Source organism: Pseudonocardia sp. CA-142604 (assembly GCF_050948475.1).
Taxonomy (GTDB): domain Bacteria; phylum Actinomycetota; class Actinomycetes; order Mycobacteriales; family Pseudonocardiaceae; genus Pseudonocardia; species Pseudonocardia alaniniphila.
Window position 1 is genome coordinate 620,745 of record NZ_CP192045.1, and the last position, 25,955, is coordinate 646,699.

General features: G+C 71.0%; 26 protein-coding genes. 18 read left to right on the forward strand and 8 right to left on the reverse strand.

The features are described from left to right. Positions 1 to 222: 222 nt before the first annotated feature. From ACQPZQ_RS02970 to ACQPZQ_RS02985, 4 genes are all read left to right on the forward strand, one after another. Complete coding sequence (locus tag ACQPZQ_RS02970) at positions 223 to 2,025, forward strand: carboxypeptidase regulatory-like domain-containing protein (RefSeq protein ID WP_433291787.1); 1,803 nt, start codon at positions 223 to 225, stop codon at positions 2,023 to 2,025. Continuing rightward, entirely contained in the window at positions 2,022 to 2,882 is an 861-nt protein-coding gene (locus ACQPZQ_RS02975; RefSeq protein ID WP_433291789.1) for an alpha/beta hydrolase, read from the forward strand. Before ACQPZQ_RS02970 ends, ACQPZQ_RS02975 begins: the two co-directional genes overlap by 4 nt. A gap of 106 nt (positions 2,883 to 2,988) precedes the next feature. After that, the gene (locus ACQPZQ_RS02980; protein ID WP_433291791.1) at positions 2,989 to 3,834 is read left to right on the forward strand and encodes a DUF559 domain-containing protein; all 846 of its coding nucleotides are present in this window, start codon (positions 2,989 to 2,991) and stop codon (positions 3,832 to 3,834) included. Between the two features lie 188 nt (positions 3,835 to 4,022). Further along, complete coding sequence (locus ACQPZQ_RS02985) at positions 4,023 to 4,424, forward strand: hypothetical protein (RefSeq protein ID WP_433291793.1); 402 nt, start codon at positions 4,023 to 4,025, stop codon at positions 4,422 to 4,424. A gap of 180 nt (positions 4,425 to 4,604) precedes the next feature. Here ACQPZQ_RS02985 and ACQPZQ_RS02990 read toward each other — a convergent pair whose 3' ends face one another. Beyond that, positions 4,605 to 5,312 carry an acetoacetate decarboxylase family protein gene (locus ACQPZQ_RS02990; protein WP_433291795.1) on the reverse strand — a complete coding sequence of 236 codons (708 nt, stop codon included), beginning with the start codon at positions 5,310 to 5,312 and terminating at the stop codon, positions 4,605 to 4,607. 255 nt (positions 5,313 to 5,567) lie between these two features. On the opposite strand from ACQPZQ_RS02990, the gene ACQPZQ_RS02995 reads away from it, so the two are divergent. The 3 genes from ACQPZQ_RS02995 (at position 5,568) to ACQPZQ_RS03005 (ending at position 7,869) form a co-directional block, all read left to right on the forward strand. Continuing rightward, positions 5,568 to 6,056, forward strand: coding sequence for a cysteine dioxygenase (locus ACQPZQ_RS02995; protein ID WP_433291797.1), 489 nt, complete (start codon positions 5,568 to 5,570; stop codon positions 6,054 to 6,056). Beyond that, positions 6,053 to 6,463, forward strand: coding sequence for a rhodanese-like domain-containing protein (locus ACQPZQ_RS03000; RefSeq protein ID WP_433291799.1), 411 nt, complete (start codon positions 6,053 to 6,055; stop codon positions 6,461 to 6,463). The genes ACQPZQ_RS02995 and ACQPZQ_RS03000 overlap by 4 nt, the downstream gene beginning before the upstream one ends. 356 nt (positions 6,464 to 6,819) lie before the next feature. Continuing rightward, complete coding sequence (locus tag ACQPZQ_RS03005; protein ID WP_433291801.1) at positions 6,820 to 7,869, forward strand: hypothetical protein; 1,050 nt, start codon at positions 6,820 to 6,822, stop codon at positions 7,867 to 7,869. Between the two features lie 72 nt (positions 7,870 to 7,941). Here ACQPZQ_RS03005 and ACQPZQ_RS03010 read toward each other — a convergent pair whose 3' ends face one another. Further along, positions 7,942 to 8,388 carry a MarR family transcriptional regulator gene (locus tag ACQPZQ_RS03010; RefSeq protein ID WP_241038410.1) on the reverse strand — a complete coding sequence of 149 codons (447 nt, stop codon included), beginning with the start codon at positions 8,386 to 8,388 and terminating at the stop codon, positions 7,942 to 7,944. Between the two features lie 102 nt (positions 8,389 to 8,490). Between ACQPZQ_RS03010 and ACQPZQ_RS03015 the strand changes: the two genes are divergently transcribed. Together ACQPZQ_RS03015 and ACQPZQ_RS03020 are read left to right on the forward strand one after the other, a co-directional pair. Further along, entirely contained in the window at positions 8,491 to 9,660 is a 1,170-nt protein-coding gene (locus ACQPZQ_RS03015; protein ID WP_433291803.1) for an MFS transporter, read from the forward strand. Continuing rightward, a complete protein-coding gene (locus ACQPZQ_RS03020) occupies positions 9,657 to 10,709 on the forward strand; it encodes an SDR family oxidoreductase (RefSeq protein ID WP_433291805.1) in 1,053 nt (350 codons plus the stop codon). The genes ACQPZQ_RS03015 and ACQPZQ_RS03020 overlap by 4 nt, the downstream gene beginning before the upstream one ends. Here the strand turns inward: ACQPZQ_RS03020 and ACQPZQ_RS03025 are convergent. Beyond that, complete coding sequence (locus ACQPZQ_RS03025) at positions 10,696 to 11,082, reverse strand: hypothetical protein (RefSeq protein WP_433291807.1); 387 nt, start codon at positions 11,080 to 11,082, stop codon at positions 10,696 to 10,698. The genes ACQPZQ_RS03020 and ACQPZQ_RS03025 overlap by 14 nt on opposite strands. A gap of 237 nt (positions 11,083 to 11,319) precedes the next feature. On the opposite strand from ACQPZQ_RS03025, the gene ACQPZQ_RS03030 reads away from it, so the two are divergent. Further along, on the forward strand, positions 11,320 to 11,874 hold the full coding sequence (locus tag ACQPZQ_RS03030; RefSeq protein ID WP_433291809.1) for a CGNR zinc finger domain-containing protein: 555 nt from the start codon (positions 11,320 to 11,322) through the stop codon (positions 11,872 to 11,874). Here the strand turns inward: ACQPZQ_RS03030 and ACQPZQ_RS03035 are convergent. The 5 genes from ACQPZQ_RS03035 to ACQPZQ_RS03055 all read right to left on the reverse strand — a co-directional run bounded on the left by ACQPZQ_RS03035 (position 11,857) and on the right by ACQPZQ_RS03055 (position 17,174). Further along, the gene (locus ACQPZQ_RS03035) at positions 11,857 to 13,047 is read right to left on the reverse strand and encodes a MalY/PatB family protein (protein ID WP_433291811.1); all 1,191 of its coding nucleotides are present in this window, start codon (positions 13,045 to 13,047) and stop codon (positions 11,857 to 11,859) included. The genes ACQPZQ_RS03030 and ACQPZQ_RS03035 overlap by 18 nt on opposite strands. Next, entirely contained in the window at positions 13,044 to 13,535 is a 492-nt protein-coding gene (locus tag ACQPZQ_RS03040; protein WP_433291813.1) for a DinB family protein, read from the reverse strand. Before ACQPZQ_RS03040 ends, ACQPZQ_RS03035 begins: the two co-directional genes overlap by 4 nt. Positions 13,536 to 13,657: 122 nt before the next feature. Continuing rightward, positions 13,658 to 14,701 (reverse strand): SPFH domain-containing protein, encoded by a 1,044-nt coding sequence (locus tag ACQPZQ_RS03045; protein WP_433291815.1) that lies wholly within the window; start codon positions 14,699 to 14,701, stop codon positions 13,658 to 13,660. A gap of 643 nt (positions 14,702 to 15,344) precedes the next feature. Beyond that, on the reverse strand, positions 15,345 to 16,133 hold the full coding sequence (locus ACQPZQ_RS03050; protein WP_433291817.1) for a phosphotransferase enzyme family protein: 789 nt from the start codon (positions 16,131 to 16,133) through the stop codon (positions 15,345 to 15,347). Between the two features lie 72 nt (positions 16,134 to 16,205). Next, positions 16,206 to 17,174 (reverse strand): sugar-binding transcriptional regulator, encoded by a 969-nt coding sequence (locus tag ACQPZQ_RS03055; RefSeq protein ID WP_433291819.1) that lies wholly within the window; start codon positions 17,172 to 17,174, stop codon positions 16,206 to 16,208. 146 nt (positions 17,175 to 17,320) lie between these two features. On the opposite strand from ACQPZQ_RS03055, the gene ACQPZQ_RS03060 reads away from it, so the two are divergent. From ACQPZQ_RS03060 to ACQPZQ_RS03095, 8 genes are all read left to right on the forward strand, one after another. Further along, a complete protein-coding gene (locus ACQPZQ_RS03060) occupies positions 17,321 to 18,688 on the forward strand; it encodes an ABC transporter substrate-binding protein (protein WP_433291821.1) in 1,368 nt (455 codons plus the stop codon). 70 nt (positions 18,689 to 18,758) lie between these two features. Then, a complete protein-coding gene (locus ACQPZQ_RS03065; RefSeq protein ID WP_433291823.1) occupies positions 18,759 to 19,712 on the forward strand; it encodes a carbohydrate ABC transporter permease in 954 nt (317 codons plus the stop codon). Then, positions 19,709 to 20,587 carry a carbohydrate ABC transporter permease gene (locus ACQPZQ_RS03070; protein WP_433291825.1) on the forward strand — a complete coding sequence of 293 codons (879 nt, stop codon included), beginning with the start codon at positions 19,709 to 19,711 and terminating at the stop codon, positions 20,585 to 20,587. Before ACQPZQ_RS03065 ends, ACQPZQ_RS03070 begins: the two co-directional genes overlap by 4 nt. After that, positions 20,584 to 21,579: a zinc-dependent alcohol dehydrogenase family protein gene (locus tag ACQPZQ_RS03075; protein WP_433291827.1), complete on the forward strand. Its 996-nt coding sequence runs from the start codon at positions 20,584 to 20,586 to the stop codon at positions 21,577 to 21,579. The genes ACQPZQ_RS03070 and ACQPZQ_RS03075 overlap by 4 nt, the downstream gene beginning before the upstream one ends. 154 nt (positions 21,580 to 21,733) lie before the next feature. Further along, on the forward strand, positions 21,734 to 22,375 hold the full coding sequence (locus tag ACQPZQ_RS03080; RefSeq protein WP_433291829.1) for an NIPSNAP family protein: 642 nt from the start codon (positions 21,734 to 21,736) through the stop codon (positions 22,373 to 22,375). A gap of 115 nt (positions 22,376 to 22,490) precedes the next feature. Next, positions 22,491 to 23,189, forward strand: coding sequence for a hypothetical protein (locus ACQPZQ_RS03085; RefSeq protein WP_433291831.1), 699 nt, complete (start codon positions 22,491 to 22,493; stop codon positions 23,187 to 23,189). Between the two features lie 35 nt (positions 23,190 to 23,224). Further along, positions 23,225 to 25,327: a histidine kinase gene (locus ACQPZQ_RS03090; protein WP_433291833.1), complete on the forward strand. Its 2,103-nt coding sequence runs from the start codon at positions 23,225 to 23,227 to the stop codon at positions 25,325 to 25,327. Then, the gene (locus ACQPZQ_RS03095; protein WP_433291835.1) at positions 25,296 to 25,955 is read left to right on the forward strand and encodes a response regulator; all 660 of its coding nucleotides are present in this window, start codon (positions 25,296 to 25,298) and stop codon (positions 25,953 to 25,955) included. Before ACQPZQ_RS03090 ends, ACQPZQ_RS03095 begins: the two co-directional genes overlap by 32 nt.

A 25,955-nucleotide genomic window follows, 5' to 3' on the forward strand; every position in this document is an offset into this window, starting at 1 on the left:
CGGGGGAGATCCAGCATGCACGTCCGTGCTGAACACATCGCGATGAGATTACGGGTGGTAACGAACCCACCACCGTTACCCGATCAGGGCTTCCCGAGGGTGCTAGGTTCCTGAGCTGCGAGCTGTTCGCCCGGTTCCGCACCGCACGTACGTCCACAGTGGTCCGGGCCGCATGATCGGCCCGTCGCGGGGGGCGGGTGGTGACGGAGCGGAGACTGCCGAATGAGCACGCTGGGTCTGATCGCAGTGGCCATCGCCGCCGTGATCGTGGGTCTCGTCCTGCTCCGCCGCGGCCGACCCGCCGCCAAGGACCGCCCGAAGACGGTGGCCGACCTCGTCAAGCTACGTGCCGAGAGCACCGAGGCTGCGCTTCCCGCCGCTGTCGGGGCAGGAACCGGCGGCCGGGATGCGCCAGTCGCCGGGTCGGCCACGGTTCTCCCCGTCATGAACATGATTCCGCCGGTCGCGGCACCGAACGTGCCCCCGCCCGTCGCTCCGCCGACGGGCGACACCGGGAGTGCTGCGGCAACCGGTGCGGCGGCGCCGCCCGAACCCCCGGCGCCCACGGTCGATGTTCCGCAACAGGCTCGGTCCACGGAGGAGCCTTCCACCGGACTCGTCCCCACCGTCGACGACACGCCGTGGGGCCGTGCGGCCCGGATGGTCTCCGGCGGCGGCGAGCCCGGGGCGTGGCGGGCGCCTGAGTCGGTGGAGATCGTCCCGTTGCGCCTGCTGTCGCCTCAGACGCCGACCGACCGCTCCTCGGGCACGCGCTCGCAGGACTGGGCCGGGTGGGCGGACTGGGCCGACGTCGACGCGGAGGAGGACGCCCGGGCCGAGCCGGTCCAGCCGATGCCCGACCCGCGGTTCGGGACGGCCGCAGCCGGCAAGGAGCCGTCCGGCGGCGCCGACCAGAACGGTGCCGCTACCGGAACCTCGGCCGGGTCTCCTGCTGCCGAGTCGTCTGGCGCCGGCCCCGCCACGGCTGAGCCTCCTGTCAGCGAGCGTTCTGCTGAGTCCTTCGGTGCCGGATCTGCTGACGCCGAGCCCGCTGCCGCCGACTCCGCTGCAGCTGAGTCCTCTGATTCTTCTGTCAGCTCGGCTGCCGGCTCGGCTGCCGCCGGTCGCGAGACTGCTCAGTCTTCTCAGGCCGATTCACGTGCTGCCGCGGGGCTCGCCACTGCGTCCACTGCGGAACCCCATACCCCGCGCAGCCCCGTGCCGCCCACCTCCGTGAACCCTGCCGAGCGGCCGGTAGAGGAGTCGGCTGCCTCCGGCGTCGCTCCGGACCGCACCGCGACCTCACGCAGCCGCCAGTCGGCCGACGAGCGGGCAGCCGAGCAGGCCGCGGCCGACCTGGCTCTACTACGGACGTTCGGCTACGCAGACCCGAGCCTGCGGCCGGACAGCGCCCCGGTGGTGTCGCTGATGAGCCAGCAGGACCCTTCTCCTGAACCCGTTCCCGGAGCCGAGCAGCCCGTCCGGTTCCGTGCCATGCGCCGCGGAGGCGTCCCCGCCGAGGGGGTCGCCGTGATGCTGCTCGACGACAAGGGGCGCACCGTCGCGGAGGACAAGGCCGGTCCCGACGGACGCGGCGAGGTGCTGGCACCCGCACCCGGCGGCTACGTCCTCGTCTGCACCGCCCGTGGCCACCAGCCCGGCGCTGCGGCGATCACCGTGGCCGACGCGCCCATCGAGGCCGAGGTGTTGCTGGTCCGGTCGGCGTCGCTGTACGGGTCGGTGCACGGCGAGGACGGCCCGATCGCGGGTGCGCGCGTCACCCTGGTGCAGGACGGCGAGGTCGTCGACTCGGCCGACACCGACGAGGATGGCTCGTACCGGATCGGCGACATCGCCGCGGGCGAGTACGGCCTGTCCGTCGTGGCCGCCGGATGCGAGCCGATCGCCGTCCTGATCGAGGTGCCCGACGAGGCCGACCTGCGCCACGACGTCGAGCTGGAGCCGGCAGGCGTGCAGGCCGCGTACAGCCCGGACGACGACGAGTTCGCGATCGGGCAGCTGTGAGCGACGGGCTCGACGCCCCGGAACGGACGGGGCGGGTCGAGGGACGGCTGGGCGGGCTGCGCGGTGTCGAGCTCTATTGGCAAGGCCGCCTGCCTGCGGGAGACCCCACCGGCGTGCTGTTGGTGTGCCACGGTCTCGGTGAGCACTCGGGCCGCTACGGCTACGTCGAGGATGCGCTCGTCCCTCACGGGTGGGCGGTTTACGGCATCGACCACCGCGGCCACGGGCGCTCCGGCGGCCGCCGTGCCCATCTCGTCCGCTACGACGACTGGCTCGCCGACCTGGACACCTTCCGCCGCCTGGTGGTCACCCGCCATCCCGGGCTGCCGATGTTCCTGCTCGGCCACAGCATGGGCGGGCAGATCGCGCTGGCGTATGCGCTGGAGCACCAGCAGGCGCTGAGAGGCCTGGTGCTCTCAGCCCCCGCGCTGGCCTCCAACGCTCTGCCCCGAGCTGCCGTGCCCGTCCTGATGGCATTCGCGAAGGTGGCCCCCACCCTGCGCCCGGCCGGGATCGACTTCACCAAGATCAGCAAGGACTCCGCCGTCGTCGACGCCTATCTGGCCGACCCGCTGGTGCACCACGGCCGCCCCACCCTCGGCCTGTCCTCGGCGCTGTACGGCCAGTTCGCCGTGCTGCCGGAGCGCGCCCGCGAGTTGAGGCTCCCCGTCCTGATCCAGCACGGCACTCTGGACGGGCTCGTGGATCCGTCCGGTTCCCGGCTGCTGGAGGCGAACGTCGGCTCCCCCGATCGGACGGTCTGCTGGTACGAGGGTCTCTGGCACGAGATCTACAACGAGCCCGAGCGTGAGCGTCCGTTGTCGGATCTGCGGGAGTGGCTGGACGCCCACCGTTGATCGTCACGAGATCTGGTTGTTCGCCCTTCTGAGGGCCGAAACGCGGATCTCGCGGCGATCGTGATCTCAGGGGAACCGACGTGCTCTCGCTGCCGTCGGTGTGGCCGTGCCGATCGACCTACGCTCGCCGTTCCGGGGGTCCGATGCCGTCGCCGCCGGGTTCGTCACGGCCAAGGCGCTGCGCGGGCCCCGCTTCCGTCGCCTGTTCACCGGGATCTTCGTCGCCGCCGACGTCGAGGTGGACCTCGCGCTCCGTTCGCGTGCTGCGCTCCTTTTGACCCACGGCTGCGGGGCGCTGGGGGGATGGTCGGCGGCTGAGCTACTCGGGGCATCGTGCGGTCCCGAGGGCGCACCCGCCGAGATCGTCGTCGCGAGCGGTGGCTGTGGCGGCCGACCTGGCCTGAGGGTCCGCCGCGACCAGCTCTCGCCCGACGAGATCACGGTACTGGCCGACGGCGTCGTGGTCACCACGCCGCTGCGCACCGCGTACGACCTGGCGCGGCGATCACCCCTGGTCGACGCGGTGGTGGCGGTCGACGCCCTGGCCAACGTCCACGGCTTCGCCCCTGCTGACCTGGTGCCGTTCGGAAACCGCCACCTCGGGGCTCGGGGCAGCGCGCAACTGCCCACGGTGGTTGCAATGGCGGACCCACGCGCAGAGTCGCCCATGGAGACGCGCATCCGCTTCGCGATCCGTGCCGCGGGCCTGCCGGCACCGGTGCTGCAGTTTCCTGTCGGCCCGTACCGCCTCGACATGGCGTACCCGACGATCCGCCTGGCCGTCGAGTACGACGGACGCGACCACCTCACCCCGGAACGCGCCCTGCGCGACCTCGACCGGCAGGCCTACCTCACCCGCTGCGGCTGGGACGTCCTCCGGTTCCGCGCGGTCGAGGTGATGCTGCGGCCCTGGTCGGTAGCGGCCACAGTCCGCCGAGCCCTCGACCGCTGATTTCGGACGCCACCGTCAAGATCGGCACGAAATCGGCCGATCCGCCCTCGCCAGGGCGAGAACCCGGATCTCGAAACGATCATCGCGCCAAGATCGCCACGAGATGAGGCAGAGCGCCCTGGCGAGGGCGGAAACCCGGATCTGGCAACGATCATCCGGCGGTTGGCCGGCTTGCTGGGAGCGGGCGGATGGTGGTGCTCGCCGCAGGGCCCCGGGGCAAGATCCCGGATCTGGAGCGGTCCGGGCTGTTGGCGGGGATGCGGTTTCGCGGCGGTGATCGCCGCGAGTTCGGCCGATCAGCCTTTGCGGGGGCGGAAACCCGGATCTCGCAACGCTCGCCGCGCCAAGATCGCCGTGAGATGGGGCTGCGCGCCCTCGTGGTGGCGGAAACCCGGATTTCGGAACGATCATGCCGCCGGTCCGCCTGCCGGCTGTGGCTGGCTGGGCGGGTTGGGGTGATCGCCGCGCGGCCCCGCGGCGAGACGGATCTGGTGCGGTCCGATCTGCTGGCGGGGAGGGTTGGTGGTCGTGATCGCCGCGAGATCTGCCGATCGGCCCTCTCGGGGGCGGAAACTCGGTTCTCGGAATGATCATCTGGTCAAGATCGCCGTGAGATGGGGCTCCGCGCCCTCTTGGGGGCGGAAGCCCGGATCTCGGAGCGATCATGTGCCGGGCGGCCCCGGCTGGGACCGGGTCGGTGGTGGTGATCGCCGTGAGGTCTGCTGATCAGCCCTCTCGGGGGCGCAAACCCTGGTTTCGCCAGGCGAAGGTCAGCGGGGGAGGGGGGTTGCTGCTGCCATGGCGAATTCGAGGTGGTCGGCGGTCAGGGTTGTGATCGGGCGGCGGGGGAGGCCGACGGCTCGCAGTTCGTCGGCCATGGGGTTGCCCGTGCCCAGCGTGACCTCGGCGCCGCGGAGGCCGAAGCGGATTCCGTTGACCCGGCCGCGGAGCTTGCTGGCCAGCACGGTGTCGTCGCGCGGGGCGAGTGCGGTGAGGGTGCCGGGCAGGGTCAGTGGGATCCGCCACGGGAGGGTGCGGAGCGCGGCAGTGAGCACGAGTGCCCCGGAGGTCTCCGTGAGGCGGCAGGTGGCGGTGCGGCCGGTGAGGTTCAGCTCCGCGCGGGCCAGCCACTTCGGCAATCCCCACAGCGCCCGGCCGGCTTCCAGCGTGAACGACTCGGTGACCGCCATCTGCCGGATGTAGGGGCCGACGCGGCCGCGGTGGCGGGCCAGCAGGGCGACGGCGACCTCGTGGTAGCTGTCGAGGTCACCGGCCCGGTAGGTGATGAACCCCAGAACCAACGGCGTGCGCCCGGCGATCGACACCAGCGAGAGCCCGGTGTCCTCGACGAGCGTGCTCGCCGCGGAGGTGCGGACGAGGTACGTCGCCAGCGCCGCGGAGGCGTCGGTGATCCGTACCGGGAGGGTGAGCCTGCGGCCCTGGACCTCCCAGCTGCCGTCGTCGAGGAGAGTCGCCACGACCGCAGTGTGACGCACGGCGCAAGGTCGGCGGGCACGTGGATGTCGGACATTTCATCGCCATAGCGGCTTCGGCTCTCGCGGCGTGGGACGAAGTGGCACGCGGGGAGCCGAGTGTGCTCAGATGTCGCTGTGTCGCCTGCCGCCGTCCTCGGAGAGATCTGGGGTACTCGGCGCGCCGACAGCTTCGACCAGTGCTGTTGCCCGAGCTGAGGTCCTTCCCCGCTCGTCCGCTTCCGCCACTGGAGTACGTCCGTGCTGCTGCACGCCCCCACGCCGCTCGTCCTTGCCGATCTCACCGCGTTGACCAGTGAGGTCGCCACCGAGGTGCACGCCGGCCTGCATCCCGTCACGATCGATCCCGAACGCCGCTGGTACCGGCTTCTGCGCAGCGACAGCTATGTCGATGTGTGGCTGATCAGCTGGGCCACCGAGCAGACGGCCGAGCTGCACGACCATGCCGGCTCGCTCGGTGCGCTCACCGTGGTGTCCGGCAGTCTCGTCGAACAGCGCTGGACGAGGGACGGCCTGCGTCCACGCCGGTTGCGGGCCGGGCGCAGCGTCGGCTTCCCGCTCGGGCACGTGCACGACGTGGGGAACCCGGCGGTGGAGCCGGCCGTGAGCGTGCATGCCTATTCGCCCCCGCTCACCGCCATGTCGTACTACGCCGTGGAGCCGGGCCACCGGCTGCGGCGCACCCGCAGCGTCCTCGTGGAGTCGGGGTCATCGGAGGGAGTCGGATGAGCGAGCTTGCGAGCGGAACGTCGGGGCAGCAGCGCACCGTGCACGACCTGCTGGCCGACGCACGGGCACGGCTGGACCGTCCCGACCCGCATCGCGCCGCGGCGATGGTGGGGCAGGGGGCGATCCTCGTCGACACCCGCCCGGGCTGGCAGCGCGAGCAGGAGGGCGAGCTGCCCGGAGCCCTGGTGATCGAGCGCAACCACCTGGAGTGGCGCCTCGACCCGGCCTCGGATGCGCGGATCCCGGAGGCCACCGACCACGACGTGACCTGGATCGTCGTCTGCTCGGAGGGCTACAGCTCGAGTCTTGCCGCGGCGTCGTTGCAGGACATCGGGCTGCGCAACGCCACGGATCTCGACGGTGGCTACCAGGCCTGGAAGAAGGTGTTCGGCACCGCCGTCACGTGAGGTGGCGATCGCGGTGCCGGTGCCCTCGAAGGTGCGGATGGACTCGACGTCGGCGGCGGCATTCCGAACGAGGCCTTGATCGCTCGCCGCCTCGTGGTGGCACGACCCTGAGGTCGGCGATCGTGCCGTTGCCGATCCGGCGCTTGGCGCCGTCGAGCACCCATGTAGTCCCCCGGTGGGGTTGAACCGGGGTTTCGATCGAATGACTGCACCGGGCGAGAAAGATCATGTGCGTAAAGTCCGTTACGTCCTGATCGTTCTGATCGTTCTGATCTGATTGATCGTCGGGCGCGCACTGCCGCGCGCCCCTGAACCACGAAAGACGGTCCTCGATGCGTGCTCGTCGAATCCTGGCTGTGGCAGTAGTGGTGGGCGGCGTGCTGGTGAGCCTGCCCGCGACCGCATTCGCACAAACTCTTGTGCCGTGCAACGGGCCCGCGTTGCAAAGCGCGGTCGCTGCCACCAATACAGCCGGCGGTGGCACGCTGAACCTCACTCCCGCATGCACCTACACGCTCACCGCGCCCGACAACGCCGACAACGGTCTGGCCGTCATCACCACGCCGATTCGCATCAACGGCAACCGAGCGACGATCACCCGCGCCTCGGCCACGGACTTCCGATTTTTTCAGGTCACCGGAACGGGCAACCTCACCCTGGACGCGCTGACGCTGGCCAACGGTCGCGCCGACAACGGCGGCGGGATACGCGTCGGCGTCGACGGCAGGCTGACCCTCTCCGCCAGCACCGTCACCGGCAACACCGCCACCGTCGGGGCCGGGGGTGGGATCTACAGTTTCGACGGCACGGTGGCGGTCAACAACAGCACCCTCAGCAACAACACCGCCACTCAAGGCGGTGGCTTCTTCAACATCTTGGCCGATGCCACATTCAACGGCAGTGCCGTGATCGACAATCATGTGATCGGTGAAGCCGTAGGCGGCGGCATCAACAATGCTGTGGGGTCGGTCATCGTGAACAACACGCGCATTGCCGACAACGATGCGACGTTTTCGGGAGGGCCCGGCGAGCAAAGCCTCGGCGCAGGTCTGGTGAATGGTGGCACCCTCACGCTCACCGGCAGTCCGGTTCTCAACAACATCGCCAACGGTCCGGACGCGCAAGGCGGCGGCGTGTGGAACATCGACACGCTGAACATCACCAACAGTCCGATCATCGGCAATGCTGTGATCGGAACGAATGCCCGCGGCGGCGGGATCTACAACGGGTTCGGCACCGCCACCCTGCAAGGTGTCTCGGTGGTCACCAACCGAGCGGTCGGAAGCGGCGCCACCGGCGGCGGCATCTTCCAGGCCGACGGCGCGGTCACGCTCAGCGCCACCTCCGTGGCCGGCAACCAGCCGAACAACTGCGGCAGCCCCAGCACGGTGACCGGCTGCTCCTAGGGCAAGGCGTCTGCGAAGGGGTCCGACGGGCGGCAGTCGGCCGTGGTCGTCGGCGTTGGTGGTGGCGCGTGATCAGAGGCGCGGCAGTCCGTGCAGGGCGTCGACCAGCGGCGCGAGCTCGGGGACGGCGCGTGCGGCGTCGAGGCTCTCCTTCAGCGTCCTGTCGTGTACCGGTCGTGCCTGCTCGAGCAGCTTCTTGCCTTCTTCGGTGAGCGTGCTGTAGATCCCGCGCCGGTCGTCCTCGCAGAGGAAGCGGCTGAGCAGCCGGCGGTTCTCGAGTCGTGTGACGAGCCGGGTGGTGGCGCTGTGCGAGAGCGCGGCCGCGCGGGCGAGCTGCTGCATGCGCATGTGCCAGCCGTCCTGGCGGTCGAGCGTGTCGAGCACCGTGTACTCGACGACCGACAGATCGAACCCGGCTTGCAGCGCCTTCTCCAGCGCTTCCTCGAGCCGTCCGTGCAGCGCGGCCAGCGTCCGCCAGCCCTGGGCTCGCACCTCGACCGCATCGTCTGCGATGGCCACCCGGCACCTCCTCTGTGGGCCACAGCATACGTGGTTGGCGCTTTTAGGAGGCGTGTGCAACTGTTGCAGAAGCGTGCAACCCGCGTCTGCATAAGGAGCGTCATGCCACTCGCCCTCCTGGCCCTGGCGATCAGCGCGTTCGCCATCGGCACCACCGAGTTCGTGATCACCGGCCTGCTGCCGGACATCGCCACCGGCTTCGCGGTCGACATCCCCACGGCGGGGCTGCTGGTCTCGGGCTACGCACTCGGCGTCGTGATCGGCGCGCCGCTGCTCACGGCGGCCGCGACGAAGCTGCGCCGAAAACCCGTCCTGCTCGGGTTGATGGGGCTCTTCATCGCGGGCAACGTCGGTTCGGCGCTCGCCGGTAGCTACACGGAGATGATGGCCGGCCGGGTCGTCGCGGCGCTGTGCCACGGCGCGTTCTTCGGGGTGGGTTCCGTGGTGGCGGCGGGGCTCGTGGCGCCGCAGCGCCGGGCCGCCGCGATCGCGATGATGTTCACCGGCCTCACCGTGGCCAACGTGCTCGGCGTCCCGCTGGGTACGGTCGTCGGCCAGGCGTTCGGCTGGCGCGCCACGTTCTGGATGGTCGCCGCCCTCGGTGTGGTGGGTGCCCTCGGGATCCTCGCCCTGGTGCCCGATCGGCCCGCCGATCCGGCGTCCAACCTGCGCGTCGAACTGGCCGCGTTCCGCCGTCCTCAGGTGTGGTTGGCGCTGGGGATGACCGCGCTCGGGTTCGGCGGGGTGTTCGCCTCGTTCACCTACGTCGCGCCGATCATGACCGAGGTTGCGGGCTTCCCGGCCGGCGCACTCACCTGGCTCCTGCTCGTCTTCGGCGCGGGACTCGTGGTCGGGAACCTCGCAGGCGCGCGGGCGGCCGACCGTGCGCTCATGCCGACGCTGGTCGTGCTCCTCGCCGCGCTCGCGGCGGTGCTCGCGATCTTCGCCGTGACCGCGGCATCACCGATCCCGGCCGTCGCGACGCTCGCGGCGGTGGGCTTCGTCGGGTTCGCGACCGTGCCCGGCTTGCAGACCCGTGTGATGGAGGCTGCGGGGAGCGCGGGCACGCTCGCGTCCGCCGCCAACATCGCCGCGTTCAACCTCGGCAACGCCGCTGGTGCGTGGCTCGGTGGCGTCGCCATCGCCGCAGGCTTCGGCCTCACCTCGCCGGACATAGTCGGCGCGATCATGGCTGCTGCCGGGCTCGCCGTCGCTCTGGTCGCCGTGGGGCTCGACCGCCGCCACAACGCTGCCCCGGGAATGCCGGCATGACCAACACCGCACTGGTCGTCGGCGCCCGCGGCGTCATCGGTGGCACTCTCGCCGACCATCTCGCCGGCCTCCCCGACTGGGACGTGGTCGGGCTCTCGCGGCGCGGTGGCCCGCCGGGCGGGAAGGTCCGCCACGTCGCCGCCGACCTGTTCGATCCCTCTGGTCTACGGGAGGCGCTGCGCGCGCACCCGGAGGTGACGCACCTCTTCTATGCGGCCTACCAGGACCGTCCTACGTGGTCCGCGCTCGTCGAGCCCAACGTCACGATGCTGCGCAACGTGCTCGACGCGATGGCCGTGACGGCTCCCGACCTGCAGCACGTGAGCCTGATGCAGGGATACAAGGTCTACGGCGCCCACCTCGGACCGTTCGCCACCCCGGCACGCGAGAGCGACCCGCCGCACATGCCGCCGGAGTTCAACGTCGACCAGCAACAGCTCGTCGAGGCGCGGGCGGCGGAGGCGGGCTGGACGTGGTCGGCGATCCGGCCGTCGGTCGTCGCGGGGTTCGGACTCGGCAACCCGATGAACCTCGCGGTCGTGCTGGCCGTCTACGCCTCGATCAGCAAGGAGCTGGGTATCCCGTTGCGGTTCCCCGGCCGTCCCGGTGCGTACGACGCGCTGCTGGAGCTCACCGACGCCGGGCTGCTCGCCGAGGCGACGGTGTGGGCGGCCACCGACCCGCGGTGCGCGAACGAGGCGTTCAACATCGCCAACGGTGACCTGTTCCGCTGGAACCGGATGTGGCCGGTGATCGCCGGCGCGTTCGGGCTGGAGGTCGCGCCGCCGCTGCCGATGTCGCTCGCGGACGTGATGGCCGACAAGGAGCCGGTGTGGGACGCGATGGTGGCGCGGCATGCGCTCGCGCCCACGCCGTACAGCGACGTGTCGTCGTGGGCGTTCGGCGACTTCGTCCTCTCGTGGGACTACGACATGTTCGCCGACACGTCCAAGTCGCGACGGTTCGGCTTCCACTCCTATGTGGACACGGAAGCGATGCTGCTGCGGCTCTTCGACGATCTGCGCAGGCGCCGCATCATCCCGGGCTGAAGGCCCGTGCGACATGCTGTGGGCCGACGGCGAACGGGAGGAACGACGTGGACGAGGTCGAGGAAGTCCGATCCGGCAGCAGCCGCGCGGTGGCGGGGAGCGTGGGAACGGACCGCAGCGTGGCCGTGGCCGGGAGCGTGGGCACGGCGGGCAGCGTGGCGGTCGCCGGCAGCGTCACCACGTCCAGCAGCCGTGCGGTGGTGGGGAGCGTCGCGACGGGCGGCAGCGTGGCGGTGGCGGGGAGCGTGGCGACGGCGGGCAGCGTGGCGGTCGCCGGCAGCGTCGCCACATCAGGCAGCGCAGGTGTGGCCGGCAGTGTGGCGACGGCCGGGAGCGCCGGGATCGTCGGCAGCGTACTGACGATCCTGAGCATCGGACTGCTCTCCTGCATCGCGTGCCTGGGCTGTGTCGGCTGCCGCCGCTGCGTGGGTTGCATCGGCTGTGTCGACTGCGAAGGCTGCGTGGGCTGCATCGGCTGTGTGGGGCTGCGAGGCGCGGTGGGCAAGGTGGGTGTCGGAGCCTGACCCCGAGGCGGGGTCGGATGAGGCGGGCTCCCGCGCCGTTGCCGGTGTTGTTGTGGGAGCCCTCCCGTCACCGTCAATATGGTGACGTGCATGTGTTCGTGAGCGGGCGGGTGTCGCTGGACCTGGCCGGCACCCTCAAGTGGCGTCGCCACCAGCAGGAGGAGCTGCTGGCCCACGGTACGGACGTCGCCGAGTGGGTGGTGGAGGCCGGCCTCCTGACCCACCCGCCGGAGGTGGACGCGGCCGGTCTCCGGCAGATCCGCCGGCTGCGGGAGCTCGTCTACGCGGCGACGAGGACCGAACCGGAGCGTCACGTGGAGGCCGCAGAACTGCAGGCCCTCGCCGACCCGCCGCCCGTGCGGTCGGTTCTCGTTGCCACGGGTGTGCTGGAGCGCCAGGGTGACCTGACCGCTGTGCTGTCGACCGTCGCGCGTGACGCCGTCGAGCTGATCGGCTCACCGGAACTCGACAGGGTGCGCGAATGCGGTCGCCCGGAGTGCACGCGGTTGTTCGTCGACGACTCGCGTGGCAAGCCCCGCCGCTGGTGTGGCATGGCCGAGTGCGGCAACCGGATGAAGGCCGCCGAGTACCGACGCCGGCAGCGCGGGAGGCGGGCCGACGGCTCAGCGGCGGGCGAGTGACGCCAGTCGGGTGAGGATCTCCTCCAGCAGCGGGGCGCTCGTCGCGAAGTTCAGCCGCAGGTAGCGCTGCCCGTCGGGACCGAAGCCCGCGCCGCCGTCCAGCAGCACCCGGGCGCGAGCGCGAACCTCGTCGACCGGCTCGTCGCCGACCCCGAGGACGTCGGCCTCGAACCAGTAGAGGTAGGTCGCCTCGGGCATGGGACAGCGGTCGTCGCCGGTGAAGGAGGCGAGTGCCTCCGCGACTCGCCGCCGGTTGCGGTCCAGCACGCGCAGCAGCCGGTCCTGCCACTCGGTGCCGTGTCGCCAGGCGGCGAGTGTGCCGGTCACGCCGAGCGTGGACACCGTGCCGTAGAGGTCCGGCGGCTGTGAGTCGTGCAATGCCAGAAGCCGTTCGGGCCCGTAGTGAGCCACCGCGCACCGGAGCCCGGCGAGGTTGAACGCCTTGGTCGCCGACGTCAACGTGACGGTGCGGGCGGCGGCGTCCTCGTGGAGCGAGGCGAACGGGATGTGACGGTGCGGTTCGTAGGTCAGCTCGGCGTGGATCTCGTCGCTGAACACGAGCAGGTCGTGGCGCCGCGCGATCCCCGCGATCTCGGTGAGCTCGTCACGGGTGAGGACGCGCCCGGTCGGGTTGTGCGGGTTGACAAGCAGGAGCACCCGGCAGTCGTGCGCGACCACGGCGTCGGCCAGGCCCGCGAGATCGGGTGTCCAGCCCGCGCTCGTCCTGGTCCACGGCGAGCAGACTCCGCGACGTCCCATGGTCTCGAGGGTGGCGAGGAAGGGTGGGTAGTTGGGAGTCTGCACGGCCACCGCGTCGCCGGGATTCGTCGCCAGATGGAGCACGAACTGGAGGGCCTGGAGCAGATCGGTGTGCTCTCGGACGGCATCCGCCGCCGCCGTCCAGCCGTATCGCTCCTGCATCCGGTCGGCGAAGGCCGTCCGGAGCGGGCTGCCGTCCTGCCAGCTCGGATAGCCGAGATCGCCGCGGCGGACGGTGTGCTCGATCGCGTTGGCCACCACTGGGGGCACGGCGAAGTCCATGTCCGCGACCCACGCCGGAAGGACGTCCGGATCGACCCGCTGCCACTTCACGCCGGGCCGTCGGCGCAGCTCGTCCAGGGGTAGGTCGTCGAACAGCTCATCGGTGGGCCGGAACCCGGCGGGCCGGCTCATCGCGGTGCCCCGTGCAGGAGCAGATCGCGGCTCAGCTGCACGTGGCCGTGATGCTGGGCCAGCTCCTCGAGTACGTGCAGGAGCACCCCGGCGCAGGTCAACGGCCGCTCCGGGCCCTGGTAGTCGCCGGCTGGGGCGTTTTTCGGGTCACCCTGCAGGTCGGCGCCCGCGAGGTCGTCGAGCAGCCGGCGTCGGACGTCCGCGACTCGGCGGCGGAGGTCGTCCAGGCTGCCCGTGGCGCTGAACTCGGCGGTGCGGTCCCGGCGCGCCGGGCGGCCGGCGACCACGTGTCCGATCCAGTAGTCGGACATCTCGACGCAGTGGTGCACGATCGCGTAGGGGCTGTTGGCTCCCGGCAGGGACGGCCTCGTATTGATCGCGCCCTCGTCCAGCTCGTCCATCGCTTCGAGCATCCCGTCGAAGGCTCGGGCGAGGAAGTAGAGGTACTCGTCGGTTGTGAGCGTGGCGGCGATCGATCCCGTTTCCATGCAGGACTCTCCTCGCACTGCAGAAGCGCCGTAACCATTCGACCGGTGACGATCGTGCGGCCTCGACCTGTCACTGTCAAGACGGTGACGAAGTACGAAGAGTGGGGGCGGGGCGGCGCCGCTCAGCCCGGCGCGTTGACGTTGATGCCGGTGCCGCCGCCGGGTGCGTAGACCGTCACGCCCGAGCCGCTCAGTGCCTCGTTGGCCTTGCGCTGGGCCTCGCCCTGCTCGCGGACGAGATCGATCTGCGCGCAGACGTTGCACGCGAGGTAGCCACGCTGGCGCTCGGCGTTCGCGTCGGCGTCGAGCCGGGCCTGGTTGAGCCGGGCCTGCGCGGCCGACGCCCCGGCGAACTCGGCCTGCGCGGCCTCGATGCGTTCTCGCAACTGCGCCGGGAGATCGACGCCGGTGAGCGAGAAGCTGATGTTGGTCAGGAAGTCGCCGCCCAGCGCGCGGTTGATGTTGGTGGCGAGCGCGGTCTGCACGTTGGTCTGGATGCGCTGGAGCACCTCTGCGTTGTTCGCGCCCTGCCCGGCGGCCACCGCGGTGGACAGCTGCTCCGGCGTGGAGTTCTGCACCAGCGCGCAGGACGCCTGCAGCTCCGCACAGTCCACTGTGCCGATCTGCTGGCGCAGCGTCTCCTCCAGCACGGGCTTGATGATCACGTCGAGGAATGCGCCGAAGCCCTCATCGCCGTCCCATACGGCCAGCCGCTCGTCCGTGCCGGGCACCTGGAACGTCCGGGTGCCGTAGGCGTCGTCGAACGCGCGCAGTACCGGTTCCGTGGTGTTGAGGCGGAAGTTCAACCGGGCGGTCAGCCCGACGTCCACACCATCGCTCGTGGGCGTGCGGTAGGCATTGACGCCAGGGGTGTCGTCACCGCCCGGGACGATGTCGTAGAACCGCTGCTGCGCGGGGTAAGGGTGCTCGTCGGAGAACATCCCCGAGTACGTCCGGGGGCTCGCGGGCGGCAGCACCTGACGGACGTCCTGGGAGTCGAACGGCCCGCCGTTCCGGATCACCATGGCCGTTCCACCGTCGGTGCGGGAGAACGACGTGAGCGCGATGCCCCCGACAATGGCGCCGACGACCACCCCGACGCCGATCAGTCCGAAGACGAGCTTCCGGACAGGCGAACTGGACCGCGAGCGATCCTTGGTGGGCATGCGGCTCTCCAGACTGGTGATCGGCTCGGGAACGCTTGCGCCATGCTGGCGGTAGCGGCTTGATTGATCAACACCCCATCCCGGAACGCGCCCTGCGCGACCTCGACCGGCAGATACCTCACCCGTTGCGGCTGGGACGCCCTCCGGTTCCGCGCGGTCGAGATGCTGCTGCGGCCCTGGTCGGTAGCGGCAACGGTCCGCCACCATCAAGATCGCGACGAAATCAACCGATCCGCCGTCTCAGAACGATCAACGCGCCAAGATCGCTGCGAGATAGGGCTACGCGCCCTGGGGAGGGCGGAAATCCTGATCTCGGAACGATCACGCCGTGGGTCGTCCTGCCGGCTGGGGCTGGGTGGATGGCGGTGCGGCCCCTCGATGTGAAGGCGCGGGTGGTGATCGCCGTCATGATCGCCGCGAGATGAGGTTGTGCGCCCTCGTCGGGGCGGAAACCTGAATCTGGGAACGATCATGCGCCGAGTGGGCCGCCGACTGGGACCGGCCCGGTGGCGGTGAGTGTTGCGCGGGCCCGGGGAAGAGCCCTGATCTGGTGTGGTCTGGTCTGCCGGCTGGGAGGGTGCGGTGGTGGCGATCGCACCGGATGTGTTGCTGGGGCTGCTCGGCGATCTGCGCGGCAGGCGGATCATTCCCGGCCGACGCGAAGCGCCTCCCTGATCGCGCCTGCGTTGCGGGTGAACCAGGCGCGTGCGCGGTCGGTGCGGGCTGCGGTTTCCGGTGTCCAGTACGCGGCGAATCCGGGCGTGCCGTCCTCCGCGCCGGTCCGGACGATCTCGTACATCCAGTCGTGGCTGTCGCGCAGCGCGGAGAGGAAATCGACCCGCCCGGTGTCGTCCAGCCCGTAGGCGTCGACGAAGATCCGCAGCCGTTGCAGCTCCCGTCCCCGCCGGATGTCGGTCGTGTCCACGGGGTCGCGCAGCGGTGCCCAGAGGCGAGCGGCCGCCGCGACGTCCCACACGGCGCAGCCGGGGCCGGAGAGGTCGAAGTCGATCAGCGCGACGGCCTGGCCGTCACGGAAGACCACGTTGTCGAGGTTGGGGTCGTTGTGGGTGATCCCCCCGCCGTCGTAAGGCGCGGGCGCGGGGTGCGACCAGAGGTGCGGCTCGTGATCGAATCCGGCTGCCGCGTCGTGGAAGCGCCGCAGCAGCCGTCCCACGCTCCACAGTGCCGCGTCGGTGAGGCCCCACGCCGGCGCCGGGGCGGTGACGGCCTGCCCGGGCACATAGCTGAGCACCTCGCGGCCGGCATCGTCGACCCCGAGCACGCGCGGCGCCCCGTCGAACCCGACATCCTCGAGATGGCGCAGCAGGGCGTGCGTGGCGGCGCTGGTGGGGCGCAGCGGCCGCCGGACGGTGTCGCCGACGCGATGCACGCGTCCACGGTTGGCGGTGCCGCCGAGCAGTGGCACCTCCACGTCACACTCCTGCCCTGTGACCGGACCCGCTCCCTGCGGTGTCTGCTCGACCCGGTCGCGGCACCCCGACCATCACGACTCGGCCGCGCGGATCAGTTCCTCCGCCAGCGTCGAATGCGTGACCAGGCTGTCCACCATCCCGCCGCGGACGGCGGCGAGCACCGCCCGCACCTTCGCGGTGCCGTAGACGATCGCGATCACCTCGGGCACCGCACGCATCTGCTCGGCCGTGATGCCGATCATCCGCTCCGTGAGGTCGGACGTCACGGGCACGCCCGCGGCGTCGACGAGCACGCCGGAGATCTCTGCGACGACCCCGCGGCGCCCGAGCTCGCGGCGCTCGGCATCGCCGGTGGCGTCGTAGAGCGTGGACTGCTCCGGCGCCCAAGCGCCCACGCCGGCGACAGCGCGGGTGACGGATCCGATCCGGCGCAATGCTCGCGCGACCTCGGGCTGGTGCCGCAGGACCTGGGCGGTGGCTGCGTCCGGTACGGCCATCGGTGCGTAGAAGAAGTAGGCGGGCCCGCCCGCGACGCGCGCGACGTCGCGGACCACCTCGATCGAGCTGTCGTCCACGCCCGGACGGGCGAGCGCGCCCGTGAGCTGGACGACCGGCACGTTGGCCAGGCGCTGTAGTGCGGTGGCCATCGCGCTCACCGAGCGGGCCCAGGAGAGCCCGAGCACGTCGTCGGGCGTGACGACCTCCGTCAACAGCTCCGCGGCCGCTGCTCCGAGGTGCTCGCGCAGCGACGCCGGATGGTCGTCGGGGGTGTCGGTGACGACGCAGTGCTGCAGGCCGAGGGTCTCCATCAGACGGGCGGAGAGCTCGACGTCGATCACGCCGGGGTGGCCGATCTCGATGCGCACGAGCCCCGTACTGCGGGCGTCCTCCAGGAGCCGGGCGACCTTGAAACGGCTGAGCGCGAACTCTTCGGCGATCTCGACCTTCGAGCGGCCGTCGAGGTAGTACCGGCGGGCGACGGATGCGGTGAGTACGAGTTGGGCCGGTCCGCGCGTTCCGCTGCCTCTGGCCGCGACCACCGTGACACCCTCCTTGGCCGCTCATCTGAGCGGGCTAACGCCCATTCTGGCACAAAGCATTGACTCAAGGTGACGGGTGCCACAGGCTCATCGTGTGATCAGGGCGGCGCTCATCTGAGCATGCCCATGGGTGCCGGGAGGGCGTGATGAAGCGAACGGGCATGCGCGCTGCGCTGCTCGCTCTCGTGGTGCTGTTGTCGAGTACGGCCTGTGCGGGGTGGGGCGGTGGCGTCGGCAGCGGCGGGGCGAACAGCATCAACGTGCTCATGGTCAACAACCCGCAGATGATCGATCTACAGCGGCTCACCGCTGAGCACTTCACGAAGGACACCGGGATCACCGTCAACTTCACGGTGCTGCCCGAGAACGACGTGCGGGACAAGATCAGCCAGGAGTTCTCGAGCCAGGCGGGCCAGTACGACGTGGCCTCGCTCTCCAACTTCGAGATCCCCATCTACGCGCGCAGCGGCTGGATCGCCCCGCTGGACGGCTACATCGCCGCCGACCCGGCGTTCGACCAGAACGACATCCTCGCGCCGATGACCACCTCGCTCAGCGGCGCCGACGGGAAGATCTACGGCGAGCCCTTCTACGGCGAGTCGTCGTTCCTCATGTACCGCAAGGACGTCCTGCAGGCCGCCGGGATCACGATGCCGGAGCACCCCACCTGGCAGCAGGTCGCCGACATCGCCGCCCGCGTCGACGGTGCACAGCCGGGTATGGCCGGGATCTGCCTGCGCGGGCAGCCGGGCTGGGGGCAGGTCTTCGCCCCGCTGACCACGGTGGTCAACACCTTCGGCGGCACCTGGTTCACCGCCGACTGGCAGGCCGCGGTGGACGCGCCGGAGTTCCGCCAGGCCACCCAGTTCTACGTCGACCTCGTGCGGGCGCACGGCGAGGCGGGTGCCCCGCAGGCCGGGTTCACCGAGTGCCTCAACAACCTGATCCAGGGCAACGCCGCGATGTGGTACGACGCCACGTCCGCGGCGGGTTCGCTCGAGGCGGCCGACTCCCCGGTGCGCGGCAAGATCGGCTACGCACCCGCGCCCGTCGTCAAGACCGCCAGCTCCGGCTGGCTGTACGCGTGGGCGTGGGCCATCCAGGCGGCGAGCGAGAAGAAAGACGCCGCGTGGAAGTTCGTGTCCTGGGCGTCGAGCAAGGAGTACGAGCAGCTCGTCGGCAAGGAGGTCGGCTGGTCCGACGTGCCGGCCGGCAAGCGGGCGTCGACGTACGAGAACCCCGACTACCTGGCTCAGGCCTCGGCCTTCGCCGGGCCGACGAAGGCGGCGATCGAAAGTGCCGACCCGCGCAACCCCGGTGTGCAGCCGCGGCCCGCGATCGGCATCCAGTTCGTCGACATCCCGGAGTTCCCCGACCTCGGGACGCAGGTGTCGCAGGACGTGAGCTCGGCGATCGCCGGGCTGGTGACGGTGGACCAGGCACTGGATCGCGGTCAGCAACTGGCGGACGACGTGGCGGAGCGGTACCGGTCGCGGGCGGAGGGGAACTCATGAGCGAGCTTGCGAGCGAATCATCGATACAGCGTCTACGCGAAGCGTCGGCCGAGGGAAGCGAGGCCGCACGGTGAGCACCGCTGTGGAACCGCCGCAGACGGGTCCGGCGTGGCGCCGGTCGGCGGAGGAGAGGGAGACGCTGCGGCGCGCGGGGGACTGGGCGCGGCGCGCCCCGCTCATGCCCGCACTGATCTTCCTGATCATCGTGACGCAGCTACCGTTCGTCGTCACTCTGATCATCTCGTTCATGAACTGGAACGCGTACTACCCCGACGAGCGGGGGTTCGCGGGGATCGACAACTACCGTCGCGTGCTGACCGATGTGAACACGCGTGACTCGATCATCACCACCATCAAGCTGACGGTCGGGGTGGTGGTGGTCAGCCTGATCCTCGGCCTGCTGATCGCGTTGTTGCTGGACCGTGCGTTCCGCGGTCGCGGGTTCGTCCGCACGATGATGATCACGCCGTTCCTCATCGTGCCGGTCGCGGCCGCGCTGGTGTGGAAGCACGCGCTCTACAACCCGGAGTACGGCCTCTTCAACGGCGTGCTCACGTGGATCTTCGGCCAGAACGCGCCTCAGCCCGACTGGATATCCACGATGCCGCTGACGGCGATCGTGGCGTCGCTGGTCTGGCAGTGGACGCCGTTCATGATGCTGATCATCCTGGCCGGTCTGCAGAGCAAGCCGCTCGACGTGATCGAGGCCGCCAAGATCGACGGCTGTTCCAGCTGGCAGATCTTCCGGTACATGACGCTGCCGCACCTTCGCCAGTACCTGGAGCTGGGCGCACTGCTCGGGTCGATCTACATCGTGCAGAACTTCGACGCCGTCTTCACGATCACCTCGGGCGGCCTCGGCACGGCGAACCTGCCGTACACGATCTACCAGACCTTCTACAACGCGCAGGACTACGGCCGGGCGTCCGCCGCGGGCGTGGTCGTGGTGGTCGGGACGATCATCATCGCCACCCTCGCGCTGCGCACCGTGTCGTCGCTGTTCCGTGAGGAGGGGGCCCGATGACCACGACCCTGGAAGCGCCGCGCACCGCACCGCCGGTGGCGCCCGTGCACCGCAGGAACCCGACCGGCACCCTGCTCACCGTCGTGGCATGGATCGTCGGGGTCCTCTTCATCATCCCGGTGCTGTGGATGGTGCTCACCTCGTTCCACAGCGAGACCGACGCCGCCACGAACCCGCCGTCGATCTTCGCGCCACTCACGCTCGAGGGCTACGCGAACTTCTTCGGCGCGCAGACCGGCGCGAGCCCATGGCCGTCGCTGCTCAACTCGCTGACGGCGAGCATCCTGTCCACCGCGTTCGTGCTGGTGCTCGCCATTCCGGCGGCGTACGCGCTGTCGATCCGGCCGGTGCGCAAGTGGACGGACGTGCTGTTCTTCTTCCTGTCCACGAAGATGCTGCCGGTCGTTGCGGGCCTGCTGCCGATCTACCTCATCGCGCAGAACATCGGGATGCTCGACAACATCTGGCTGCTGATCATCCTGTACACCTCGATGAACCTGCCGATCGCGGTGTGGATGATGCGGTCGTTCCTCGCCGAGGTTCCGGTCGAGGTACTGGAGGCGGCGGCGATCGACGGCGCCAACCTCACGCGCACGCTGCGCTCCGTCGTCACGCCGATGGTGCTGCCTGGCATCGCGGCGACGTCGCTGATCTGTTTCATCTTCAGCTGGAACGAGTTGCTGTTCGCGCGGGTGCTCACCGCCACCGTGGCGCAGACGGCGCCCGTGTTCCTCACCGGCTTCGTCACCAGCCAGGGCCTGTTCCTGGCCACGGTGTGCGCGGCCTCCGTGATCGTGTCGCTCCCGGTGCTGATCGCCGGATTCGCGGCGCAGGACAAGCTCGTGCAGGGCCTTTCGTTGGGAGCGATCAAGTGAAGGCTGCCGTCATCAGCACCGACGCCGTCACCGTCGAGTCGATGCCCGACCCCACACCGGGGCGGCGCGAGGTGGTGGTGGCCGTCGCGGGCTGCGGGATCTGCGGCACGGACCTGCACATCGCCGACGGGGAGTTCGCTCCGACGCTGCCGGTGGTGCCGGGTCACGAGTTCGCAGGCGAGGTCGTCGCGATCGGCCAGGACGTCACGGAACTGCGGGTCGGTGACCAGGTCGCCGTCGACCCGTCGCTGCACTGCGGGGAGTGCTACTACTGCCGCAGGGGCCGCGGCAACCTCTGTGAGCGGTGGGCCGCGATCGGCGTCACCACCACCGGCGGGGCGGCCGAGTTCGCCGTTGCGCCGGTCGCCAACTGCGTGCGCCTTCCCGAGGGGGTCACCACGGCGGACGCCGCGCTGATCGAACCGCTCTCGTGCGCCGTGCGCGGCTTCGACGTGCTGAACCCGCAGCTCGGCGACCACTACCTCATCTACGGCGCCGGCACGATGGGCCTGATGATGATGGAGCTCGCGAAGCGGGCCGGGGCGGCGAGCGTCAGCATGGTGGACCTCAACCCCGCCCGGCTGGAGACGGCCGAGCAGCTCGGCTGCTCCGCCACGGTGGGCAGCGCCGACGAGCTGGACCGCCCGCGCGGCTGGGACGTGGTGATCGACTGCACCGGGGTGGTCGCCGCCATCGAGGACGGGTTCACCCGCGTCGGCCGGGGCGGGACGTTCCAGCAGTTCGGCGTGGCCAATGAGGACGCCATAGCGCGCTTCTCACCGTTCCGGATCTACAACGAGGAGATCCGCATCGTCGGCTCGATGGCAGTGCTGCACAGCTTCGAGCGGGCCGCGGAGCTGTTCGCCGAGGGTGCGTTGCGCCCTGAGGTGATGATCAGCCACCGGATGAGCCTCGACGAGTACCCGCAGGCGCTCGAGCAGTTCCGGGCTGGAGTGGGGCGCAAGATCCAGGTGCAGCCCGGGAAACACTGACCCGGAGCCGCGGCCGCCGGAGAGGCGTCGCGCATGATCGCGGCGAGGGGCAGGCGTCGCTGGTCACAGCCCGCGCGACGCCGACTCCCGCATCGCGCGCTGGATAACCGACCGCGGCTGCGGGCTGTCGTGGCGACTGTCTAGATTGCGGCGGGTGACGGTTCTCGAGCTGCGTCAGTACACCCTCCACCCTGGACGCCGCGACGAGCTGATCACGCTGTTCGAGCGGGAGTTCGTAGAGGCCCAGGAGGAGTTGGGCGCGCGGGTCGTGGGCACGTTCCGCGACGTCACCGATCCGGATCGGTTCGTGTGGATCCGCGCGTTCGACGACATGGCCAGCCGGCACGCCGCGCTCACCGGTTTCTACGGTGGGCCGGTCTGGATGCGCCACCGCGACGCGGCCAACGCCACGATGATCCATTTCGACGACGTGCTGCTGCTGGAGGCGGTCGGCGACGGGTTCTCCGTCACGTCGCGCGCGGCGATAGGCAAGGGGCGGCGCGGGCCGTCACGGGTGCTCGCCGTGGTGTGGACGGGCGGCGGTGCCGAGCCCGACACGGCCACTGTGGAGCGTCTGCTCGGGGTCGCGCCGGTGCTCGCCCGCACCGCGCCGTACGTCAACGACTACCCGGCCCTTCCCGTGCGCGACGAGCAGGCCGTGGTGTGGTTCGCCTCCTACACCTGGGCGGGGGAGGCGGCCGCTGCCCAGGAGCGGCTGGCGGCCCATCCGCTCGGCCAGGAGCCGGGCCTGGAGGTGCTGGAGCTCGAACCCACGGCGCGCTCGGCCCTGCGCTGAGCGCCCCGGCCCGGGCCCCGATGTCCCGGCCGGTCGGGACACGTTGACCCATGTGTGCGGGACGGGTGCGCGGCCACCGTTGGTCGTCATCGATCTCCGACCACCGGGAGCAGCTGTGCGCACCTCGGACCCCGCCGGGTACTCCGCCGCCGACACCACGACCGCGATCCGGATCGGCCCGCCGCCCTGGGCGTGGGCCTGGACCGGTGTTGCAGGCGGCCTGATCGGCGTGGTCGGCCTGATGGTCACGGGCGACCTCTACGACGCCGAGACCGGCGCCGTCGCCGACAACACCGTGCTCGCCGCGGCCGTCGCCGGCCGGGCCGCACTGGTGTGGATCAACCAGGCGATCACCGTGATCACGGCCGTGTGTGTCGTGGTCTTCGCCGCCGGGCTGCGCCGCCATCTCGTCGCGCAGGAGCCCGCCGGAAGCCTCGTGCCCGGGGTGGCGGCCGCCGGGCTCGGGCTCACTGCCGTCGCCCTGTTGGTCGGCGGCGGTATCGGCACGGAGCTCTTCTGGGCGCTGACGGGCCCGCAGCCGTTCGACCCTGACACGATTGGCGCGCACGTCGCGATCTACAACACCACGGCCTGGCTGTGGGGAGGTGTCGGGCTCACCGCGGGTGCGGTGGCGTTCGGCGGGTTGCGCCACGGCTCGGTGGGCCGCGGGCTCGCCGTGTTCAGCGTGCTGATGGCGCTGGTCGTCGCGGTCACCCAGCTTCTGCCCGTGCAGTACATCTCGGTGCTGCCCGGCGGGCTGTGGATGATGGTCGCGGGCCTGGTGCTCGCGCGCGCCGCCCGGCGCTCGGGCTGACCACTCTCGGTGTGCCGGGCATTATCGTCCGCCGGATGCTGACGCAGGGGGCGCGGAGGGTGGCGGCGCCGCTGGCGTTCGCCATCCTCGTGCTCGTCGGGATCGGGGCCGGTCTCGCACTGGCCGCGGGAACCCCGCCCGCCGGTCTGAGCCATCTGATGTTCGTCGTGACGTGCGCGCTCACCGGTGGTCTGGTGGCGCGCCACCAGCCGGGCAACCCGGTCGGCTGGCTGCTGCTCGGCAGCTCAGCGTCGTTCGCCCTGCTGGAAGCCTGCGGGCGCCTGGCGCTGCATGACGGCGACCCGCCCTCGCTCGTCGCGGTCGCGCTGGGCTGGCCGCAGACCTGGTTGTGGGTGCCGGCCAACGCGTTGCTCGCCGTGGTGCCGGTGTTCTTCCCGGACGGGCGGGTGCCGTCGCGGCGGTGGCTCCCGATCGTGTGGGGCCTGGGTGTCCTCGCCGTCGTCACGGCCGTGCTGAACGCGATCCGCCCCGGTACGGACGTGCAACTCAGCGTCCCGGGACGGCCGAACCCACTCGGAGTGCCCGGCCTCGGACCCGTCGCCGACACCGCCGCCGTTCTGCTGACCGGCGCAGCCGGGGTGGTGTTCGTGGCCGCCGGGTTCGGGCTGGTGCGCAACCTGCCGGGGCTGTCGGCGCCGCGCCGCCAGCAGGTCGAGTGGGTGGCCTACGCGGCCGGGCTGGCGGCGCTCGCCGTGCTCGGCCGGTTCGTCGCCGGGCTGCTCGACGACGGCGCCTCGGCGATCTGGCCGGCCGGCAGCGTGTTCTGGGAGCTGGTGGGCAGCGGGACGGCGGCTCTCCTGCCGCTCGCCGTCGGCGTCGCGATCGTGCGCCACCGGCTGTTCGACATCGACCTGTTGATCGGCCGCACGGTTCTGCTGGTCGGGCTCTCGGGCGCCGTGGTGGGGATCTACCTCGCGGTGGTCGCCGTCGTCGGCGTCGTGCTGTGGCCCGCGCTGGGTCCGTCCACCGAGCTTCCGGCGGCGCTGGTCGGGGTCGGGGTGGCTGCGGTCCTGTTCGCCCCGCTGCGCACACGGTTGCAGCGCCGGGTGGATCGGGCGCTCTATGGCGACCGCGGAGACCCCTACGGGGTGCTCGCCCGGCTCGGGCGTCAGCTCGAACTCGTGCAGGACGCCGGCACGCTGCTCAGGCGGAGCGCGGAGACCGTGCGGGAGGCGCTGCAACTGTCCTACGTCGCCATCGAGGTGGCGGGCGGCCGTCGAGTCGCACTCGGCGAGGAGCCCGCGGTGCTCGTCGAGATTCCCCTGGTGGCGGGCGGGGAGCGGGTGGGGCGGCTCGAGCTCGGCCCGCGGCCGGGCGAGAGTGCGCTCGGCCGTCGCGACCTGCGGCTGCTGCACGACCTGGCCCGGCCGATCGCAGGCGCCGTGCGTGCGGTGCGTTCGGCCGACCGCGCCGCAGGGCTCGCAGCCGATCTCCAGCAATCGCGGGAGCGGCTCGTGATGGCGCGCGAGGAGGAGCGCAGGCGGCTGCGCAGGGACCTGCACGACGGCCTCGGACCCACGCTCGCGGGACTCACGATGCGCGCCGACACCGCCCTCGCGGTCGACGACGCCGCGCTCGCCCGCACACTCCTCGCGGAGATCGTGGACGGCGCGCAGTCGGCAGTGGCCGACGTCCGGCGGCTGGTCGAGGGCCTACGCCCCCCGACACTCGACGCGATGGGGCTGGTCGGTGCGGTCAAGGCCCACCTCGGGGGTCTGCCGGCGGGCTCCCCAGCGGTGACGCTGGACGTGCCCGATGACCTCCTCGGGTTGCCTGCGGCCACCGAGGTGGCGGCCTACTGGATCGTCGTCGAAGCGCTGAACAACGTGGTCCGGCATGCGGGCGCGAGCACCGCGACGGTGCGCGTCGTCCGGCGCGGCGACCGGCTCGTGGTCGAGGTGGTCGACGACGGACGCGGGCGGCGGCCGTCGGACCGTGACGGCGTCGGCCTGGCGTCGATGCGCGAACGCGCTGCCGAGCTGGGTGGGGACTGTACGGTCACCGCGGGGGAGGTCGGCGGGAGCACGGTACGCGCCGAGCTGCCCGCGGTGTTCCCGGCGCAGGACCGCGGAGCGGAGGGGGAGCGTGGAACGCATCCGCATCCTGCTGGTCGATGACCACGCGCATTTCCGCTCCGGCCTGCGCGCCCTGCTGACGTCCACACCCGACGTCGAGGTCTGTGGGGAGGCGGCGAGCGGCGAGGAGGCCGTGGCCGCCGTGGCGGCGCGGCAGCCCGATGTCGTCCTGCTCGACCTGACGATGCCGGGCATGGGTGGGGTGGCCGCCACCGAGTGCATCGTCCGTGCCAGCCCGCACGTACGCATCCTCGTCCTCAGCATGTCCGACGACGACAGCTCCGTGCTCGCCGCGTTGCGGGCCGGAGCACGGGGCTACCTCCTCAAGGGAGCGGGCCGCTCCGAGATCCTGCGCTCCATCCGGGCCGTGGCCGAGGGCGAGGCGATCTTCGGGCCGTCCGTTGCCGCGCGGCTCACCGCCTTCCTCTCCACCACGTCGGACGCGGCGCCGGTGTTCCCCGAACTCACCGTCCGTGAGCGGGAGATCCTCGACCTCGTGGCCCGCAACCTCACCAACCCGCAGATCGCGGCGCGGCTCGGGCTCAGCGGCAAGACCGTGCGCAACCACGTGTCGAACGTCTTCGCGAAGCTGCAGGTCGCCGACCGTGCCCAGGCCGGCGCGCTGGCCCGGCGCGCCGGGCTGGGTGGCGCGACGCGCTCCGAGGCATGA

What these genes read in the sequence shown, in the direction of transcription:
- ACQPZQ_RS03015 (WP_433291803.1), top strand. Translation starts at nt 8,491, where the DNA reads ATGCCACTCGCCCTCCTGGCCCTGGCGATCAGCGCGTTCGCCATCGGC.
- ACQPZQ_RS03045 (WP_433291815.1), bottom strand. Translation starts at nt 14,701, where the DNA reads ATGCCCACCAAGGATCGCTCGCGGTCCAGTTCGCCTGTCCGGAAGCTC.
- ACQPZQ_RS03025 (WP_433291807.1), bottom strand. Translation starts at nt 11,082, where the DNA reads ATGCTCAGGATCGTCAGTACGCTGCCGACGATCCCGGCGCTCCCGGCC.
- ACQPZQ_RS03035 (WP_433291811.1), bottom strand. Translation starts at nt 13,047, where the DNA reads ATGAGCCGGCCCGCCGGGTTCCGGCCCACCGATGAGCTGTTCGACGAC.
- ACQPZQ_RS03070 (WP_433291825.1), top strand. Translation starts at nt 19,709, where the DNA reads ATGACCACGACCCTGGAAGCGCCGCGCACCGCACCGCCGGTGGCGCCC.
- ACQPZQ_RS03000 (WP_433291799.1), top strand. Translation starts at nt 6,053, where the DNA reads ATGAGCGAGCTTGCGAGCGGAACGTCGGGGCAGCAGCGCACCGTGCAC.
- ACQPZQ_RS03060 (WP_433291821.1), top strand. Translation starts at nt 17,321, where the DNA reads ATGAAGCGAACGGGCATGCGCGCTGCGCTGCTCGCTCTCGTGGTGCTG.
- ACQPZQ_RS03020 (WP_433291805.1), top strand. Translation starts at nt 9,657, where the DNA reads ATGACCAACACCGCACTGGTCGTCGGCGCCCGCGGCGTCATCGGTGGC.
- ACQPZQ_RS03040 (WP_433291813.1), bottom strand. Translation starts at nt 13,535, where the DNA reads ATGGAAACGGGATCGATCGCCGCCACGCTCACAACCGACGAGTACCTC.
- ACQPZQ_RS02970 (WP_433291787.1), top strand. Translation starts at nt 223, where the DNA reads ATGAGCACGCTGGGTCTGATCGCAGTGGCCATCGCCGCCGTGATCGTG.
- ACQPZQ_RS02985 (WP_433291793.1), top strand. Translation starts at nt 4,023, where the DNA reads ATGGTGGTGCTCGCCGCAGGGCCCCGGGGCAAGATCCCGGATCTGGAG.
- ACQPZQ_RS03090 (WP_433291833.1), top strand. Translation starts at nt 23,225, where the DNA reads ATGCTGACGCAGGGGGCGCGGAGGGTGGCGGCGCCGCTGGCGTTCGCC.